The following is a 16974-nucleotide window of genomic DNA, read 5'->3' as shown; positions in this document are numbered from 1 at the left end:
ACAGTCGAGTAGCCTCGATGGGTAAATCCCAATTGTCCCTACGACCAAACCTGTCCGGAGCACCCCAACAATATGCCGAGTCCCGCCGTCACCTCGCCCCAAGTAGCCGTCAACGACATTGGCTCCAGCGAGGACTTTCTTGCCGCAATAGACAAAACGATCAAGTACTTCAACGATGGCGACATCGTCGAGGGCACGATCGTCAAAGTGGACCGGGACGAGGTGCTCCTCGACATCGGCTACAAGACCGAAGGGGTCATCCCCGCCCGCGAGCTCTCGATCAAGCACGACGTCGACCCCAATGAGGTCGTTTCCGTGGGCGACGAGGTCGAAGCCCTCGTTCTCACCAAGGAGGACAAAGAGGGTCGCCTGATCCTGTCCAAGAAGCGCGCGCAGTATGAGCGCGCCTGGGGCACCATCGAGGCGCTCAAGGAGAAGGACGAGGCCGTCAAGGGCACCGTCATCGAGGTGGTCAAGGGTGGCCTGATCCTCGACATCGGGTTGCGCGGCTTCCTGCCCGCCTCGCTGGTCGAGATGCGCCGGGTGCGCGATCTGCAGCCGTACATCGGCAAGGAGATCGAGGCCAAGATCATCGAGCTGGACAAGAACCGCAACAACGTGGTGCTGTCCCGCCGGGCATGGCTGGAGCAGACGCAGTCCGAGGTGCGCAGCGAGTTCCTCAACCAGCTGCAGAAGGGCGCCATCCGCAAGGGTGTCGTCTCCTCCATCGTCAACTTCGGCGCGTTCGTCGACCTCGGCGGTGTGGACGGTCTGGTGCACGTCTCCGAGCTGTCCTGGAAGCACATCGACCACCCGTCCGAGGTGGTTCAGGTGGGCGACGAGGTCACCGTCGAGGTGCTCGACGTCGATATGGACCGCGAGCGGGTTTCGTTGTCGCTCAAGGCGACTCAGGAAGACCCGTGGCGCCACTTCGCCCGCACCCACGCCATCGGCCAGATCGTGCCCGGCAAGGTCACCAAGCTGGTTCCGTTCGGCGCGTTCGTGCGCGTGGAGGAGGGCATCGAGGGCCTGGTGCACATCTCCGAGCTGGCCGAGCGCCACGTCGAGGTTCCCGACCAGGTGGTTGCCGTCGGCGACGACGCGATGGTCAAGGTCATCGACATCGACCTGGAGCGTCGCCGGATCTCGCTGTCGCTCAAGCAGGCCAACGAGGACTACACCGACGAGTTCGACCCGGCGAAGTACGGCATGGCCGACAGCTACGACGAGCAGGGCAACTACATCTTCCCCGAGGGCTTCGACTCCGAGACCAACGAATGGCTCGAGGGCTTCGACAAGCAGCGCACCGAGTGGGAAGCCCGCTACGCCGAGGCCGAGCGCCGGCACAAGATGCACACCGCGCAGATGGAGAAGTTCGCCGCGGCCGAGGCCGCCGGCCACACCTCCGGCGAGCAGTCGCCGGGCAACGGTGCGCCCCCGGAGAAGGCGGGCGGATCGCTGGCCAGCGATGCCCAATTGGCCGCGCTGCGGGAGAAACTCGCCGGCAACGCGTGACCCTGACCTGAGGACGCCATGCTGCGTGTCGGGTTGACCGGTGGCATCGGCGCCGGCAAGTCGGCGCTGTCGTCCACGTTCGCGCGGTGCGGCGCCGTCATCGTCGACGGGGACGTCATCGCGCGTGAGGTGGTCCAGCCGGGCACCGAAGGGCTGGCGGCCCTTGTCGATGCGTTCGGTGCCGACATCCTGCTGCCGGACGGATCGCTGGATCGGCCGGCGTTGGCCGCCAAGGCCTTTCGTGACGACGAGGCGCGCCAGCGGCTGAATGGCATCGTGCACCCGCTCGTGGGCAAGCGCCGGGCGGAGATCATCGCGTCGGTACCCGCCGATTCCGTTGTCGTCGAGGACATTCCGCTGCTGGTGGAGTCCGGGATGGCGCCGCTGTTCCCGCTCGTGGTCATCGTGTACGCCGATGTCGAGGTGCGGTTGCGGCGGCTGGTCGACCAGCGCGGCATGGCCGAAGACGATGCCCGCGCCAGGATCGCCGCACAGGCCGGCGACGACCAGCGCCGTGCGGTCGCCGACATCTGGGTGGACAACTCGGGCAGCCCCCAAGACTTGGTGCAGCGCGCCCAGGAGGTGTGGGACCAGCGCATCGTGCCGTTCGCCCACAATCTGAGCACGGGTCAGATCGCCCGGGCGCCGGCCCGGTTGGTGCCGCCCGACCCCGCCTGGCCGGACCAGGCGCAGCGAATCCTCAACCGCCTGAGGACGACCTGCGGGCACCGGGCGTTACGCGTCGACCACATCGGTTCGACCGCCGTGCCGGATTTTCCGGCCAAGGATGTCATCGACGTCCAGGTCACCGTCGAATCCCTGGCCGTCGCCGACGAACTCGCCGAACCGTTGTTGTCCGCGGGGTACCCGCGCATCGAGCGCATCGTCGAGGATGTCGCCAAGAGCGAGGCGCGCAGCACCGTCGACCGCTACGACCGCGATGACGATCCGGCGTTGTGGTCCAAGCGGATTCATGCCTCGGCGGATCCCGGCCGGCCCACCAATGTGCACATCCGGGTGGACGGGTGGCCCAATCAGCAGTTCGCCCTTCTGTTCGTCGACTGGTTGACCGCTGACCCCGATGCGCGCGCCGAGTACCTGAGCGTCAAGCGCACCGCCGAAACCGACGGCGGGGGAGACACCGCGGGCTACGTCGCCGTGAAAGAGCCGTGGTTTCTCGACGCCTACCGGCGGGCCTGGGAGTGGGCCGACTCGACGGGCTGGAAGCCCTAGGCCGATGGGGGCGACCCGCTGCGCCCGGTTTCGCCGCGCTTGCGATCGCCCCTAGCCAGGCAGCGGCGCCCCGCACTGCAGCGCGCCGTTGTTGGGATCGGCGTTCCCGGCCACCGGCCTGACCATCTGGTCGGCCTGGACGAAAACGTTGTCGTCCACGTCGATTTCGCAGTGCACGTTCGCCGAGTACGGGAAGTGCAGCATGATGCGCATGCCGGCCTGCTGCGGATCGGGCAACACCGTGTCGGCCTCGAATGCGTTGCCGGGCATCGAGCTCAGCCCGGCCGTGTTCGTCTGGCCGCCGTTGATCACGAACGTGGCCTGACTGCCTGTCGTGACGCCGTCGATCCTGGCGCGGTAGGTGATGTTGTGCAGATCCGCGCTTGCGGTCGCCGGATACAGCTGGGCCCCGGCCGCGAGCACCGTCACCGCGGCGATCGGCAGGAACCTGCGGCCTTTGCAGCTCATAGCCGGTGACATTACAACCAGCGTGATGTGCGAACCAGATGGTTTGCGCTGGAGTGCGCTAGGGCTGACAGCGCGGGCACCACAGCGTCGCCCGGCCGCCCACCCGGGCACGCTCGAGCGGCGTGCCGCAGCGCGGGCAGCGGGGGTCGGGCTCGTCGCGCGCCCGGGTGAGCCAGCGCGGCAAGCCCGGCACCCGGCCGTGTCGCACCGCCGTGCGCAGCACCCGCGTCATCGCGGCGTGCAGAGCCTTCACGTCGTCGTCACCTAGTTCCGCGACCGCCATGGTGGGCCGGATTCTGGCCCGCCAGCAGATTTCGTCGACCAGCAGGTTGCCGAGGCCGGCGATCACCGCCTGGTCCATCAGCGTGGGTTTGAGCTGCCGCGACCGGGTGGACCGCGAGGCCAGCAGCGCTCGGAATTCGCGCAGGTCCAGGCCCAACGCGTCGGGGCCCTGCGGGCCGGTGATGTGCCCGATGTCGTCGGCATCGTCGGCCAGCCACACCCCGCGTAACTTGCGGAGGTCGGCGTAGCGCAGCTCGCCCTCGTCCAGCGTCACCAGCAGCCGCTCGTAGGGGTCGTGGGTGGCCCCGTCGGCGGCGTAGTAGGGGCGGCCGGTCATGCCGCTGTGGATCAGCAGCGCCGGGCCGTCCGTGGGCAGCACCAGCCACTTGCCGTGCCGGCGTGGGCCGGAGAAGCGGTGACCGGTCAGCCGGCGCGCGAGCGTTGGTGCGGTGGTGTTGCGCAGGATCCCGGGATCGTGCACCCGCACGCCCCGGATTCGCCGCCGCGGCAGGGTGGCGGCCAGTTGCCGCCGGTACCCTTCCACGTCGGGCAGTTCAGGCACGCAGCTTCGCCAATCGCCGCAGTGGGCCGGCCAGTGAGCGGGCGTGCCTCGACATGTTCGCCCACGGGTCGGGTTGTCCGGCAAGCCGTTTCGGGAGGTCTCGGATGGTGAACCGGTCGGCCCGCAACCCCTTGGTGTCCAATTCGTCCCATTCCAGCGGTGTGGCTACCGGCGCGCCGTTGCGGGCCCGCACCGAATACGGCGCGACCGCCGTCTGTGCGTAGGCGTTTCGCATGATGTCGAGGTATACCCGCCCGTCGCGCTTGTTCTTGCGCGCCTCCACGGTGCGATGCGCGGGATCGTCGGCGGCGATCACTTCGCTGACGTCGCGGGCGAACTGGCGGGTGGTGTCGAAGTCGGTGTCGGCGCGCAAGGGAACCACGACGTGCAGCCCCCGCGAGCCGGTGGTCTGGACGTAGCACGTCAGGCCCAGGTCCCCGAGCACGCCGGCCGTGGCGCGAGCGGTCGCCCGCACCACTGCGAAGTCGCTGTCGGCCGGGTCGAGATCGACAACGAGCCGGTCGGGGTTGTCCAGCCGGCCTCGACGCGACTGCCACATGTGCAAGGTGATGCAGCTTTGATTGGCCAGCCAGCGCAGCGCCTCGCGGCGTTGCACGACCGGATGCGCTACGGTGCCGCCTTCCTTGGACACCCGGACGCTGCTCATCCAGTCCGGTAGCGAATCGGCGAAATCTTGCTGGATGAACCCGGTTTCGGCAATGCCGCGGGGATAGCGCTGCACGTTGAGGGCCCGGTCCCGCAGGTGCGGCAACATCGTGTCGGCCACCTGGTCGTAGTAGGCGGCCAGATCGCGTTTCGTGATGCCGTCGGCGGGAAACAGCACTCGGTCCGGGTGGGTGATCTCGACGTCGACGCGGGGCATCAGTGCGTCTCCCGCACCACGTCACCGGGCTCCTTGTCGGTGCGCAGACCGAGGTAGCGCGGATGGCGCAACTTGCCATCGCGCGTCCACTCGCTGAACCCGATCTGAACCACCATCTCCGGGGATACCCAGTGCGCCCCGGCTTCGCGCACCAAACCGCGGGCAAACGGCGGCGAGTCCCGGGTGATCGGCGCCAGGCGCGCGTGCAGGCGGCGCAGCGTGGCGTCGTCGAATCCGGTGCCGACCTTGCCCGCGTAGATCAGATCGCCGCCCTCGTAGTAGCCGAGCATCAGGGCGCCCAACTCCACTCGACTGCCCTTGGGGCTGGTATAGCCGCCCACCACGAACTCCTGATCGCGTACGCATTTGAACTTCAGCCAGTTCTTCGAGCGACCGCTCTGGTAGGTGGAGTCAGCTCGCTTGGCAATCACGCCCTCGTCGCCGCGCTCACATGCGCGCCGGTAGGCCGCGATGCCGTCTCCGACTCGGTGTGGCGCATAGCGCAGCGGATCGGCGAAGTCGATGGCCTTGCGCAGCAGCCGTTTTCGCCAGAGGAGCGGCACCGCCACGGTGGATTTGCCGTCGAGATGCAGCAGATCGAAGACGTAGAAGAAGATGTGCACTGGCGACGCCCGGGCCACGTCGGGGTCGGTCAGGCCCAGCCGTCCCTGCAGCCGGGCGAAGCTGGTCCGTCGGCCGTCGAAGGCCACCACCTCGCCGTCCAGAACGAACCTCGTGACGGGTTGGGCGGCAAGCGCATCCACCAACTCGGGATAGGTTCCGTTGAGCGGCTGACGATTTCGCGACAACAGGTGCACCCGATCGCCGTCGCGGAACGCCAGGCAGCGCATGCCGTCGAACTTGCGCTCGAAGATCCAGTGCGGATCGGAAAACCGGTCTTCGGTGAGGGTGGCCAGCGTGGGCGAGTACCAGTCGGGCACGGGCTCGTCGTACAGTTCCTCGCGCACCGCGCCGGGCAGGTGCGCGAAGTCCGTCATGACGTACTGCCGGGTGGAGCGGTGCGTCGGCGCCAGCTGAGCTCCATGCCCTCGCCGGCCAGCCACCGGGACAGGTCATAGCGACTGCAGGCCAATCCGTCCACGGCGGCCACGGCGCGCCGGACCGCCAGCTCCGCGACCTCGGGCGTCAGCAGGCCGTGGCGGACCGCATCGAGCAGCTCGTCGACATCGGTCAGTTCCGCACCGACGCCGGTGCGGACCTCGATGTCGAGGTAATGATCCTCGGAGCGCCACACCTTTGGGCCCGGCGTGTATTCGCCCACATCCAGGTAGTAGTCATGGCCGCGTTCATGGCCGGGGTTGAAGTGAAAGACCGTGGCCCGCAGGCCCAGCGACGGCAGCAGCCACGACTCGAGGTAGTGGAACTGGGCGCGGCCTGGGGTGGGGCGGGCGACGTAGAGACCCCAGGGATGCACCGCGTACTCGTCCACGGCCCGCACGATGCCCTTGGGATCGGTGTTGGTGCGGCCCACTAGGTCGAACGTCTCGTGTTTCGGTGGATGAATCTCGCTGTTCCTCCTGAATGATGTCACCCTACCGGCGCAACCGGATCTTCCACCGCACAAAGCCGGCATACAACAGCGACAGCGCGGCCAGCATGGCCATGTCGAGCAGCCAGGTCTTCGGCGTGTGCTGCCAGAACCGGTCCTGGGACAGCAGCGAATCGGGCACCAGGTGCCGCAGGTCCACCGTCGACGAGGCGGCGGCGTAGCCCCAGCGCGCCGGCATCGCCCACGACAGCTGGTTCAGGCCGAGCCGGCCGGTGACGGGCACCATGCCCCCGCACAGCACCAACTGCGCCATTACCGTCACCACGAACAGCGGCATGATCTGCTCGCTGGAGCGCACCAGCGACGAGATGGCCAGGCCCAGGATGGCCGAGGCGACGCACGTCGCGGCGACGGTGGCGAACAGTTCGACGGTGGCCCCGATCGTGGAGTGGCCGAACAGATTTGCCCCGCGCGCCGGTGCGCCCTTGCCGGCCACCACGATCGCGGTGACGATCGCCGACTGCAGGACGGCGAACGCGCAGAACACCGCGGACTTGGCCAGCAGGTAGGCGGTGGTCGACAGGCCGACCGCCTGTTCCCGCTGGAAGATGGCCCGTTCGCCGACCAGGTCGCGAATGGTCAAGGCGGTGCCCATGAATGCCGCGGCCGGCATCAGCAGGGCGAGTATCTGCGCGGCCTCGTCGGGTGTTCCCGCGTTCGGCGCGGGCGCGTGAAACCCGTTGCTGCCCGGGACGGTCAAAGACAGTGAGCCCAAGATGAAGGGCAGCAGCGCCAAAAAGACGAAGTAGGCGCGGTCGGCGACGACGAGGCGGAACTGCCGTCGTGCGACGGTGGAGATCTGGTGTCGCACGCTGGTGTGCACCGGCTCACCGAGGCCGCTCGGCTCATCGGCCTTGTCCGACAACGGCTTTGCGGGCCGCTTCTGGGCCTCGCTCTGTTCCAGAAAACGGCGGTTGGCTTCCTCGGGGTCGGCACCGACCTGGGTGAAGATCTTGGCCCAGTTGGTGGTCCCCATTGCGTCGCCGATCTGTTCGGGCGCACCGCGGTAGGCGGTCTTGCCGCCGGGGGCCATCAGCAGCACCTGGTCGCAGACGTCCAGGTAGGACAGCGAGTGGGTCACCACCAGCACGACGCGACCGGCGTCGGCCAACTGGCGCAGCATGGTCATGACCTGCAGGTCCAGCGCGGGGTCCAGGCCCGAGGTGGGCTCGTCGAGGATCAGCAGCGACGGCCCGGTCAGCAGTTCGAGCGCCACCGAGGCGCGTTTGCGCTGCCCGCCCGACAGCTTGTCGACGCGGGTGTCGGCGTGCTTGGTCAGGTCGAGTTCCTCGAGCACCTGGGCGACGACCTGGGCGCGGTCGGACTTGCTGGTGTCGGGCGGCAGCCGCAGCTCGGCGGCGTAGCCCAGCGCCTGATTGACGGTCAGCTGGCGGTGCACGACGTCGTCTTGGGGCACCATGCCGATCCTGCTGCGCAGGGACGCGTACTCGGCGTGAATGTCGTGTCCCTCGAACGTCACTGAGCCCGAGCTGGGGGTGGTGTAGCCGGCGATCAGCCTGGCCAGGGTGCTCTTCCCGGCGCCCGACCCGCCGATGACGGCGGTCAGGGTGCCGGGACGCGCGGTCAGCGAGATGTCGTCGACGAGTTGTTTGCCGTTGTCGACGACGTACTTGACGTTGCGCACCTCGAGGCCGCCGCCACGCGTCGCGGCCTCGCTGCGCTGGGTGAGCGCGCCGCCACGGAACACCAGGTCGACGTTGCCGATGGTGACGACGTCGTCCTCGGACAAGATCGCCGACCCGACCCGGGTGCCGTTGACGAACGTGCCGTTGACGCTGGTGTCCCGGATCTCGGTGCCCAGCGGCGTGGGCACCAGGGTCGCGTGCTGGCGCGAGGCCAGCACGTCGGAGACGACGACGTCGTTTTCGGGGGCGCGCCCGATGGTCATGGTGCCGGCCGTGCCCGCGGCCGATGACGCGCGCGGCGAGAGCAATCTCACAAAACGCGTCGCCAGGTTCGACACGTCGGCGGTCTTGGCGTCGATCACCGTGAATTCCGTTGCCGGAGCGGCCCGAAACCTCGCGGGCGAGCCGGGATCGATGACGGTCAGTTCCTCCGCTGGTGCGCCGCGCGCCGGTGGCGGCGCGACGCGTGGCGGTGGTGGCCCGGGGCGAGCCCGGGGGCCGTGCGGACCGCCCCGGCCCGGTGGGGGTCGATGAGGCGTCGGATTCGTTTGCTCGCCAAGCGCGGACCACGCCAGGGTCGGCGGCCCGGAATCGTGGCTGGGCCGGGTGCGGGCCGGGCGGGTCGCCTGGCCCTGCCGGGGCCCGATCGCGAAGGTCAGGTGGGGGCCTCGGGGGTTGCCGACGTGAATGCTCTGCCCGTCGTGGATGTCGATGACCGGCATCCGGTAGCCGTTCAGATAGGTCCCGTTCAGCGAGCCGTTATCGATTGCCAGCCAGCGGCCTTGATCGAAACGCAGGATCAGATGCGCCCGCGAGATTCGCGGATCGGCGATCCGCACGTCGGCCTGCGCGTCGCGTCCGACGACCACTTCGTGTCCGGCCGCGAACGATCGTTGGGACCCGTCGTGCCGAATGGTCAACAGAGGCGGGGCGGGTCGAGTCACCACTCAAGTATCGGCCCGCCCCGGCCGTGCCTCTATGAGATCCGGCTGTGACTTCCCTTTGTTTCTGGCGCGGCTATTCATAGCGCTTTCATAGCCGGCGGATTCGAATCACCTACTGCCGTGCGGCATTATTCGAACGGAGGGGGCCAAGGCATTGATGGATGAGCACAAGCGAACGACCCGGCGCATCGGCGCCGGGCGACGACTGCTGAGCAACCCGCGCCAGGCCCGTGACGCCCTGCGCGCGGGTTTTCAGTCGTTGCCCGCGATGCCGATCGGGCAGCTGTTTCGCGGGATACCGCCGGTGAGTTCCGCGCCGAACGCGGAACCGCAAGCGCCGCAACCAGACAGCGACTCCAGCACGCCGCGCGTGGCGGTCGGAAATGGCAGCTCGTTCGCCGGCTACACGATCTTGCGCCAACTGGGCGCCGGTGGCATGGCCGAGGTCTACCTGGCGTTGCATCCCCGGCTGCCGCGCCGCGACGTGATCAAAGTCCTCGCCGAGGCGGTGACGGCCGATCCCGAGTTTCGCGAAAGGTTCAACCGGGAAGCCGATCTCGCGGCGACGCTGTGGCATCCCCATATCGTCGGCGTCCACGACCGTGGCGCCTTCAACGGCCACCTGTGGATCTCGATGGATTATGTCGAGGGCACCGACGCGTCGCGGTTGGTCAAGGAGGGCCACCCCGAGGGCATGCCGGTCGACGAGGTGTGCGCCATCGTGCACGCGGTCGCGGGCGCGCTGGACTACGCGCACGACCGTGGCCTGCTGCACCGCGACGTCAAGCCCGCCAACATCCTGCTCACCCATCCTGACGACGGGGAACGCCGAATCCTGTTGGCGGACTTCGGTGTCGCTCGTCACCTCGGCGATGTCAGCGGCATCACCGAAACCAATGTCGCGGTGGGCACCGTGGCCTACGCCGCGCCCGAGCAGCTTGCGGGTGCTCCCATCGACGGGCGGGCGGACCAATACGCTTTGGCCGCAACGGCTTTCCATCTACTCACCGGCGCGCCACCGTTTCAGCATTCCAACCCGATCGCGGTGATCAGCCAGCACCTGCACGAAGAGCCTCCCCGGCTCAGCGACTTTCGGCCGGAGCTGGCGGGACTCGACGACGTGTTCTCGACGGCGCTCGCCAAACGACCCGAGGACAGGTTCGCGCGGTGCCGCGCGTTCGCCACGGCCGTCAGTGAGCAATCCACCGAAACCCGAGCCCGCACCGCACCTTTGACGCCGCCCCGCCGCCGCGGACCCGGCACCACCCTTGCGGCGTTGAACCACCGGTTCTCGTCGAAAAGCCGGTGGGCGGCGGGGCTGGTGTGCGCGGTGCTCGTCGCCGTCGCGGCGACCTGGTCGATCCTGTACTCGTTCGAGCCCACCACGCCGTCGCCCAACCCCGCGCTCGCGTCCAAACCGTCCGTCCCCGCTGCGAGCGCCGCGCCCACCGCGGGGGGACCGGCGCTGAACGGGACCTACCGGCTGGACTATGACCAGGCCAAGCGGACCACCAACGGCATCGGCGTCCGGCATGGGGGAGCCGCCACCGACTGGTGGGCGTTCCGGTCGGCCTGCACCACGAACGGGTGCGCGGCCACCGGGACCCAGCTGGACGAGACCACCCACCAACTCGCCAGCACCACCGACGGCGGCCAGGCCGACACCCTGCGCTACGTGGGCGGCTATTGGCAGGGGGCGCCCGAGCAGCTGCGCGTGGGCTGCACCCTGCCGAACGGACACGTCCCGGCGACCCAGCAGGAAACCGTCGCCTGGTCGCTGGCGCCGCAGGCCGACGGCACGCTGCGCGGCACGGAGACCGAGACCGTGCTCAGCAATGAGTGCGGCGCCCAGGGAGCGGTGGTCCGCGTGCCGGTGGTGGCCACCCGGTCGGGGGCCGCGCCGGCCGGGGTCACGCTCGCGGACCCCACCCAGGTCATCAGTACCTCGACCACCGCGTCCGCGCCGGCGCCGCCCGTGCTCGGTGGGGTATGCGCCGACGTCGGCAAGGTCGCCTACGACCCGACCAACAACGAGCAGATCGTGTGCGAGGGCAGCAGCTGGGCCAAGGCCCCCATCACGATGGGCGTGCACGCGGCGGGCGGCTCCTGTGACCGGCCGGGCACCTCGGTGTTCGCCATGAGCACCTCGAGCGACGGCTACCTGCTGCAATGCGACCCGGTCACCCGGACATGGACGCGGCCCGCGGGATAGCCGGGGAAGGGCGCGCGGGACGGTCAACCTCCGGGGACCAGTAGGTGACGTTTGAACCCGCTATCGCATCCGCTAGCGCGTTGGGGCATCACTGTGTCCTTCCCTTTGGTACGCAGGTGACCGATGTGGTTCGGCGCAGGCGCGGCCAGCGATCAGACCAGCTCCAACGCACTTGTCGGTGATCGCCTCTACCCTGGTGGCATGGCATTTGCCACCGAACATCCGGTAGTCGCTCATTCGGAATATCGCCCGGCCGAAGAGGCCGTGGCGGGGTTGGTGCGCGCCGGCGGCCGCTTCGAAGTGGTCAGCCCGCACGATCCCGCCGGGGACCAGCCGGCGGCCATCGAGGAGCTGGAGCGCCGGATCAACGCGGGGGAGCGCGACGTGGTGCTGCTCGGCGCCACCGGGACGGGGAAGTCGGCCACCACCGCCTGGCTCATCGAGCGGCTGCAGCGGCCGACCCTGGTGATGGCTCCCAACAAGACGCTGGCCGCCCAGCTGGCCAACGAGCTGCGGGAGATGTTGCCGCACAACGCCGTTGAGTACTTCGTGTCGTACTACGACTACTACCAGCCTGAGGCGTACATCGCGCAGACCGACACCTACATCGAAAAGGACAGCTCGATCAACGACGACGTCGAGCGCCTGCGGCACTCCGCGACGTCGTCACTGCTGTCGCGCCGCGACGTGGTCGTGGTCGCGTCGGTGTCATGCATCTATGGCCTGGGCACCCCGCAGTCTTACCTGGACCGCTCGGTGGAGCTGCGGGTCGGCACCGAGGTGCCCCGGGACGGGCTGCTGCGGCTGCTGGTCGACGTCCAGTACACCCGCAACGACCTGTCCTTCACCCGCGGCTCGTTCCGGGTGCGCGGCGACACCGTGGAGATCATCCCGTCCTACGAAGAGCTGGCCGTGCGCATCGAGTTCTTCGGCGACGAGATCGAGGCGCTCTACTACCTGCACCCCCTGACCGGCGACGTGATCCGCCAGGTCGACTCGCTGCGCATCTTCCCGGCCACCCACTACGTGGCCGGCCCCGAGCGGATGGCCCACGCCATCTCGACGATCGAAGAGGAACTGGCCGCCCGGCTGACCGAGCTGGAGGGCCAGGGCAAGCTGCTCGAGGCGCAGCGGCTGAGGATGCGCACCAACTACGACATCGAGATGATGCGCCAGGTCGGGTTCTGCTCGGGCATCGAGAACTACTCGCGCCACATCGACGCCCGGGGCCCGGGCTCGCCGCCGGCGACCCTGCTGGACTATTTCCCCGAAGACTTCCTGATGGTCATCGACGAGTCGCATGTCACCGTGCCCCAGATCGGCGGCATGTACGAGGGCGACATGTCGCGCAAGCGAAACCTGGTCGAATACGGATTCCGGTTGCCGTCGGCGTGCGATAACCGCCCGCTGACGTGGGAGGAGTTCGCCGACCGCATCGGCCAGACGGTGTACCTGTCGGCCACCCCGGGTCCCTACGAGCTCAGCCAGTCCGGCGGCGAGTTCGTCGAGCAGGTCATCCGGCCCACCGGCCTGGTGGACCCGAAAGTAGTGGTCAAGCCGACCAAGGGCCAGATCGACGACCTGATCGGCGAGATCCGCAAGCGCACCGACGCCGACCAGCGGGTGCTGGTCACGACGCTCACCAAGAAGATGGCCGAGGACCTCACCGACTACCTGCTCGAGATGGGCATCCGGGTGCGCTATCTGCACTCGGAGGTCGACACGCTGCGCCGGGTGGAGTTGCTGCGTCAGCTGCGGCTCGGCGAGTACGACGTGCTGGTCGGCATCAACCTGCTGCGCGAGGGCCTGGACCTGCCCGAGGTGTCGCTCGTGGCCATCCTGGATGCCGACAAGGAGGGTTTCCTGCGATCAGCGCGCAGTCTGATCCAGACCATCGGCCGCGCCGCCCGCAACGTCTCCGGCGAAGTGCACATGTACGCCGACACGATCACCGACTCGATGAAGGAGGCGATCGACGAGACCGAGCGGCGCCGGGCGAAGCAAGTCGCCTACAACGAGGCCAACGGGATCGATCCGCAACCGCTGCGCAAAAAGATCGCCGACATCCTCGACCAGGTCTATCGCGAGGCCGACGATAGCGAAACGGTGGAGATCGGCGGGTCAGGCCGCAATGCGTCGCGCGGCCGGCGCGCGCAGGGGGAGCCGGGCCGTGCCGTCAGCGCCGGGGTGTTCGAGGGCCGCGACACGACCAGCATGCCCCGCGCCGAATTGGCCGACCTGATCAAGGACCTCACCGCGCAGATGATGGCCGCCGCCCGTGACTTGCAGTTCGAGCTGGCGGCGCGGTTCCGGGACGAGATCGCCGACCTCAAGAAGGAACTGCGCGGGATGGACGCCGCCGGCCTGAAATGAGTTTGCTGGCAACCGATCTCCGGCGGCTGACCGGGCGACACCCCATACGGTAGAGGGGTGACCGACGCGGCGACTATCACCGGCGGCTGGCGAGAGCTGCTGGGCGCCCGGTATCTGAGGACGTCCATCCTGCTGGCCGGAGGGGTAGCGCTTTACGCCACCAACGAGTTCCTGACCACGAGCTTGTTGCCGAACACCATCGCCGAGATCGGCGGCAGCCGGCTTTATGCGTGGGTGACGACGCTGTACCTGGTCGGGTCTGTGGTCGCGGCGACGATGGTCAATCCGATGCTGCTGCGCGTGGGGGCGCGGACGTCGTATTTGTTCGGACTCGCCGTGTTCGGCGTCGCCAGCCTGGTTTGCGCGACCGCGCCCACCATGCACGTTTTGATTGCTGGGCGCGCGATGCAGGGGGTGGCCGGGGGCTTGCTGGCCGGGCTGGGCTACGCGGTGATCAACTCCGCGCTGCCTCGCTGGCTGTGGACGCGGGGCTCGGCGCTGGTGTCGGCGATGTGGGGCGTCGCGACGGTGGTGGGGCCGACGACCGGCGGCCTGTTCGCCCAGTTGGGGATCTGGCGTTGGGCCTTTGTCGCGATGGCCGTCCTGACCGTCTTGATGGCCCTGCTGGTGCCGGTCGCGCTGGCCCGCGTCAACCCGACGAACGGCATCCCGCGGATGAAGGTGCCCGTGTGGTCGCTGCTGATCATCGGTGTGGCCGCGCTGGCCGTCAGCGTCGCGCAGATTCCCCGCAACACCGTCGCGACGTACGGGCTGCTCGCCGCCGGCATCCTGCTGGTCGGCCTGTTCGTGGTCGTCGACTGGCGCATGCACGCCGCCATCCTGCCGCCCAGCGTGTTCTCGCCCGGGCCGTTGAAGTGGATCTACCTCACGATGGGCGTCCTGATGGGTGCGGCGATGGTGAACACCTATGTGCCGCTGTTCGGGCAGCGGTTGGCCCACCTGACGCCGATCGCCGCCGGCTTCCTGGGCGCGGCCCTGGCCCTCGGCTGGACGGTCAGCGAAATCGTCAGCGCCTCCCTGGAAAACCCGCGCACGATCGGGCGGGTGGTCATGGTGGCGCCCCTGGTGGCCGCGTCCGGACTGGCGCTGGGGGCGGTGGCCCGGCGCGGCGACGCGTCCAATGGCACCGCCGCCCTGTGGGCGGTAGCCCTACTGGTCGCCGGCGTCGGCATCGGGATGGCCTGGCCGCACCTGTCGGCCCGCGCGATGGCTTGCGTCAACGATCCGGCCGAAGGCGGCGCGGCCTCGGCGGCGATCAACACCGTCCAGCTGACCTCCGCGGCGATCGGCGCCGGGCTGGCCGGGGTCGTCGTCAACACCGCCACCGGCGGCGAGGCGGTCGCGGCTCACCTGCTGTTCACGGTGTTCACCGCGCTGAGCGCCGCCGGTGTGGCGGTGTCGTACGCGGCGACCCGGGCCACGCGCCAGGCCCGGCCGGTTGCCAACGTGGGCTGAGCCGTCGGCACTTACCGCGTGGACTTGACCACTTGCGAGTAATGGAATTGCCAGCGCTCGACGATGTGGAACCCGAGGTAGCCCGGGAATCGGTATGCCGGGGCGCGCCCGAATGCGCTGCCGGGTGGCAGCGAGTGTCCCGATTGGTGGTCGGGCAGCGACGCATCTTTATTGGTGATGGTCCAGATCGTGGAGCATTTGTTGATTTTGGCCGTGGTCAGCCAGACGGCGACGTGACCGTCCCACAGCGAGCCGACCGTCGGGCCGTACACGCCGCGCTCGACGTCGATCAGCGACCGAAACGCCGCCGGCCGGGTCGCCAGCAGCGCCCGGATCGGCCCGGGCCGCCACGGCACGGTGTTGTCCACCATCAGGCAGTCGCCGGGGGCGGCATGCGAGCCGATCAGGTCGGCGACCTGGCTGTAGTCCCACCCCTCCTTGGCATACGGCCAGCGCTGGACGAACAGGTAATTCGGCACCGCGGCGACGCCGAACAGCAGCACCGCGCCGACCATCAGCCAGGGCCTCCGGGCGAGCGTGGCGATGCACACGGCCAGGACGATGGCCATCGCGGGCGCGGTGAAGATCAGGTAGCGCGGGTAGTAGATCGGCTCGCTGACGGCCGAATAGATGACGACGAGCGCGGTCGGGACGACCATCCACACCGCACACAGGATCAACAGCCGGCGCGGGTCGCCGGCCGGGGCGGGCGCGCCCGCCAGCCGGGCCGCCGTCGCGGCGACGATCACAACGGCACTCAGCACGGCGAAGGCGACGCTGTGGTCGAAGTACTGCCGCAGGATGATGTCGAATGCGTAATGCCAGCTCACCGGGTAGATCCAGCCGACCTGCCACACCTGGCCGTGGGCGAACACCGCGAACGGGATCATCGCCCCGACCGCGACGGCCGAGCTGGCGGCCCACCACGAGACCGGGGACTTGCGGGAGCCCGCGGGGAGCAGCAGGGGCAGGATCGCGCCGAACACGGGTACCAGCAGCACCAGGTTGACGTTGAGCAGGATCGACAGCATCAATCCCAGCGCGTACCCGATCCACCAGCGGGGCCGGTTGCGCCGGACGGCGGCCACGAACAACACCGTCAGCCACGCCGACGCGGCCGCCACGAAGCCGTACGAACGCGCCTCCATACCGGCCCACGTCGTGCGGGGCAGGATGGCGAAGACGACGCCCGCGCACACCGCCGTCGGCCGCGTCGCGAACTGTTTGGTGAACACCGTGACCCCGGCGGCGGCGGCGCCCACCGCCAGCGCGCTGGGCAGCCGCGAGAAGAATTCGGTTGGCGGAAACAGGGCAAACCAACCGTGCATCACCAGGTAATACGCCCCGTGGACGGCGTCGATGTGCCCCAGCAGCCGCCACAGCTCGGGCAACGTCCGGCTCGCCGCCGCCGAGATCGTGGCCCCCTCGTCGAACCACAGCGACGGCCGGCACGCCCAGGCGGCGCTGACGGCGGTGGCGAACAGGGCGATCGCCCACGGATCGAGCAACCTGCCGCGGGGGCGCGCGGCGACGGGTTTATCGGCAACATCCCCGGCGCGCGGCTCGAAAATCGGCTCGAGGGTGGGCATGGACATGATGCTTGTTACTGTAGGGCGCGCTCGGCCGAACCGGTCACAAATAGCCCCCGCCGCATTCGCAGTTCGCGTCCGTATTGACGAAAAGCGGGGCAATGCAATGCTTTCCGTCGCCGCCCCGGGCATTCGATTGTTTTGTCATTGTCGATATTGTCCGTTGGCCCAGCCAGGCGCCGCAAATTGCGGCTGCGCCGCGACGCACTGTGTCGCAAATC

General features: G+C 68.7%; 12 protein-coding genes. 5 read left to right on the top strand and 7 right to left on the bottom strand.

Annotated features, from left to right (window positions below; genetic code table 11):
- Positions 1-72 precede the first annotated feature (72 nt).
- Both rpsA and coaE read left to right on the top strand, forming a co-directional pair.
- Entirely contained in the window at positions 73-1515 is a 1443-nt protein-coding gene (rpsA, locus tag G6N26_RS06240) for a 30S ribosomal protein S1 (RefSeq protein ID WP_067172835.1), read from the top strand.
- A gap of 18 nt (positions 1516-1533) precedes the next feature.
- On the top strand, positions 1534-2748 hold the full coding sequence (gene coaE, locus G6N26_RS06235; protein WP_083016088.1) for a dephospho-CoA kinase: 1215 nt from the start codon (positions 1534-1536) through the stop codon (positions 2746-2748).
- 51 nt (positions 2749-2799) lie between these two features.
- Here the strand turns inward: coaE and G6N26_RS06230 are convergent, their stop codons facing one another.
- The 6 genes from G6N26_RS06230 to G6N26_RS06205 all read right to left on the bottom strand — a co-directional run bounded on the left by G6N26_RS06230 (position 2800) and on the right by G6N26_RS06205 (position 9103).
- Entirely contained in the window at positions 2800-3216 is a 417-nt protein-coding gene (locus G6N26_RS06230; RefSeq protein WP_083016085.1) for a hypothetical protein, read from the bottom strand.
- A gap of 58 nt (positions 3217-3274) precedes the next feature.
- A complete protein-coding gene (locus G6N26_RS06225) occupies positions 3275-4060 on the bottom strand; it encodes an Fpg/Nei family DNA glycosylase (RefSeq protein WP_083016082.1) in 786 nt (261 codons plus the stop codon).
- Positions 4053-4943, bottom strand: a complete 891-nt coding sequence (ligD, locus tag G6N26_RS06220; RefSeq protein WP_083016078.1) for a non-homologous end-joining DNA ligase — start codon at positions 4941-4943, stop codon at positions 4053-4055. The genes G6N26_RS06225 and ligD (G6N26_RS06220) overlap by 8 nt, the downstream gene beginning before the upstream one ends.
- Positions 4943-5941, bottom strand: coding sequence for a non-homologous end-joining DNA ligase (gene ligD / locus G6N26_RS06215; RefSeq protein ID WP_083016074.1), 999 nt, complete (start codon positions 5939-5941; stop codon positions 4943-4945). The genes ligD (G6N26_RS06220) and ligD (G6N26_RS06215) overlap by 1 nt, the downstream gene beginning before the upstream one ends.
- Positions 5938-6402 (bottom strand): ribonuclease FAU-1 family protein, encoded by a 465-nt coding sequence (locus G6N26_RS06210; protein WP_163648890.1) that lies wholly within the window; start codon positions 6400-6402, stop codon positions 5938-5940. Before G6N26_RS06210 ends, ligD (G6N26_RS06215) begins: the two co-directional genes overlap by 4 nt.
- Before the next feature lie 94 nt (positions 6403-6496).
- Complete coding sequence (locus tag G6N26_RS06205; protein WP_232067538.1) at positions 6497-9103, bottom strand: ATP-binding cassette domain-containing protein; 2607 nt, start codon at positions 9101-9103, stop codon at positions 6497-6499.
- Positions 9104-9260: 157 nt separating this feature from the next.
- Here G6N26_RS06205 and G6N26_RS06200 point away from each other — a divergent pair, with 157 nt between their 5' ends.
- The 3 genes from G6N26_RS06200 (at position 9261) to G6N26_RS06190 (ending at position 15164) form a co-directional block, all read left to right on the top strand.
- Positions 9261-11315, top strand: a complete 2055-nt coding sequence (locus tag G6N26_RS06200) for a serine/threonine-protein kinase (protein ID WP_083016068.1) — start codon at positions 9261-9263, stop codon at positions 11313-11315.
- Between the two features lie 201 nt (positions 11316-11516).
- On the top strand, positions 11517-13688 hold the full coding sequence (uvrB, locus tag G6N26_RS06195; RefSeq protein ID WP_067174349.1) for an excinuclease ABC subunit UvrB: 2172 nt from the start codon (positions 11517-11519) through the stop codon (positions 13686-13688).
- A gap of 57 nt (positions 13689-13745) precedes the next feature.
- Positions 13746-15164, top strand: coding sequence for an MFS transporter (locus G6N26_RS06190; RefSeq protein ID WP_067174341.1), 1419 nt, complete (start codon positions 13746-13748; stop codon positions 15162-15164).
- An 11-nt stretch (positions 15165-15175) separates the two neighbouring features.
- Here the strand turns inward: G6N26_RS06190 and G6N26_RS06185 are convergent, their stop codons facing one another.
- Positions 15176-16759 carry a mannosyltransferase gene (locus G6N26_RS06185; RefSeq protein ID WP_067174339.1) on the bottom strand — a complete coding sequence of 528 codons (1584 nt, stop codon included), beginning with the start codon at positions 16757-16759 and terminating at the stop codon, positions 15176-15178.
- Positions 16760-16974 lie beyond the last annotated feature (215 nt).

Origin of the sequence: Mycobacterium marseillense, from assembly GCF_010731675.1 — a bacterium.
Lineage (GTDB): Bacteria > Actinomycetota > Actinomycetes > Mycobacteriales > Mycobacteriaceae > Mycobacterium > Mycobacterium marseillense.
Note: the sequence above shows the minus strand (reverse complement) of the source record. Positions and strands in the feature narration are given on the sequence as shown.

What these genes read in the sequence shown, in the direction of transcription:
- G6N26_RS06185 (WP_067174339.1), bottom strand. Translation starts at nt 16,759, where the DNA reads ATGTCCATGCCCACCCTCGAGCCGATTTTCGAGCCGCGCGCCGGGGAT.
- G6N26_RS06200 (WP_083016068.1), top strand. Translation starts at nt 9,261, where the DNA reads ATGGATGAGCACAAGCGAACGACCCGGCGCATCGGCGCCGGGCGACGA.
- ligD (WP_083016074.1), bottom strand. Translation starts at nt 5,941, where the DNA reads ATGACGGACTTCGCGCACCTGCCCGGCGCGGTGCGCGAGGAACTGTAC.
- G6N26_RS06230 (WP_083016085.1), bottom strand. Translation starts at nt 3,216, where the DNA reads ATGAGCTGCAAAGGCCGCAGGTTCCTGCCGATCGCCGCGGTGACGGTG.
- coaE (WP_083016088.1), top strand. Translation starts at nt 1,534, where the DNA reads ATGCTGCGTGTCGGGTTGACCGGTGGCATCGGCGCCGGCAAGTCGGCG.
- uvrB (WP_067174349.1), top strand. Translation starts at nt 11,517, where the DNA reads ATGGCATTTGCCACCGAACATCCGGTAGTCGCTCATTCGGAATATCGC.
- rpsA (WP_067172835.1), top strand. Translation starts at nt 73, where the DNA reads ATGCCGAGTCCCGCCGTCACCTCGCCCCAAGTAGCCGTCAACGACATT.
- ligD (WP_083016078.1), bottom strand. Translation starts at nt 4,943, where the DNA reads ATGCCCCGCGTCGACGTCGAGATCACCCACCCGGACCGAGTGCTGTTT.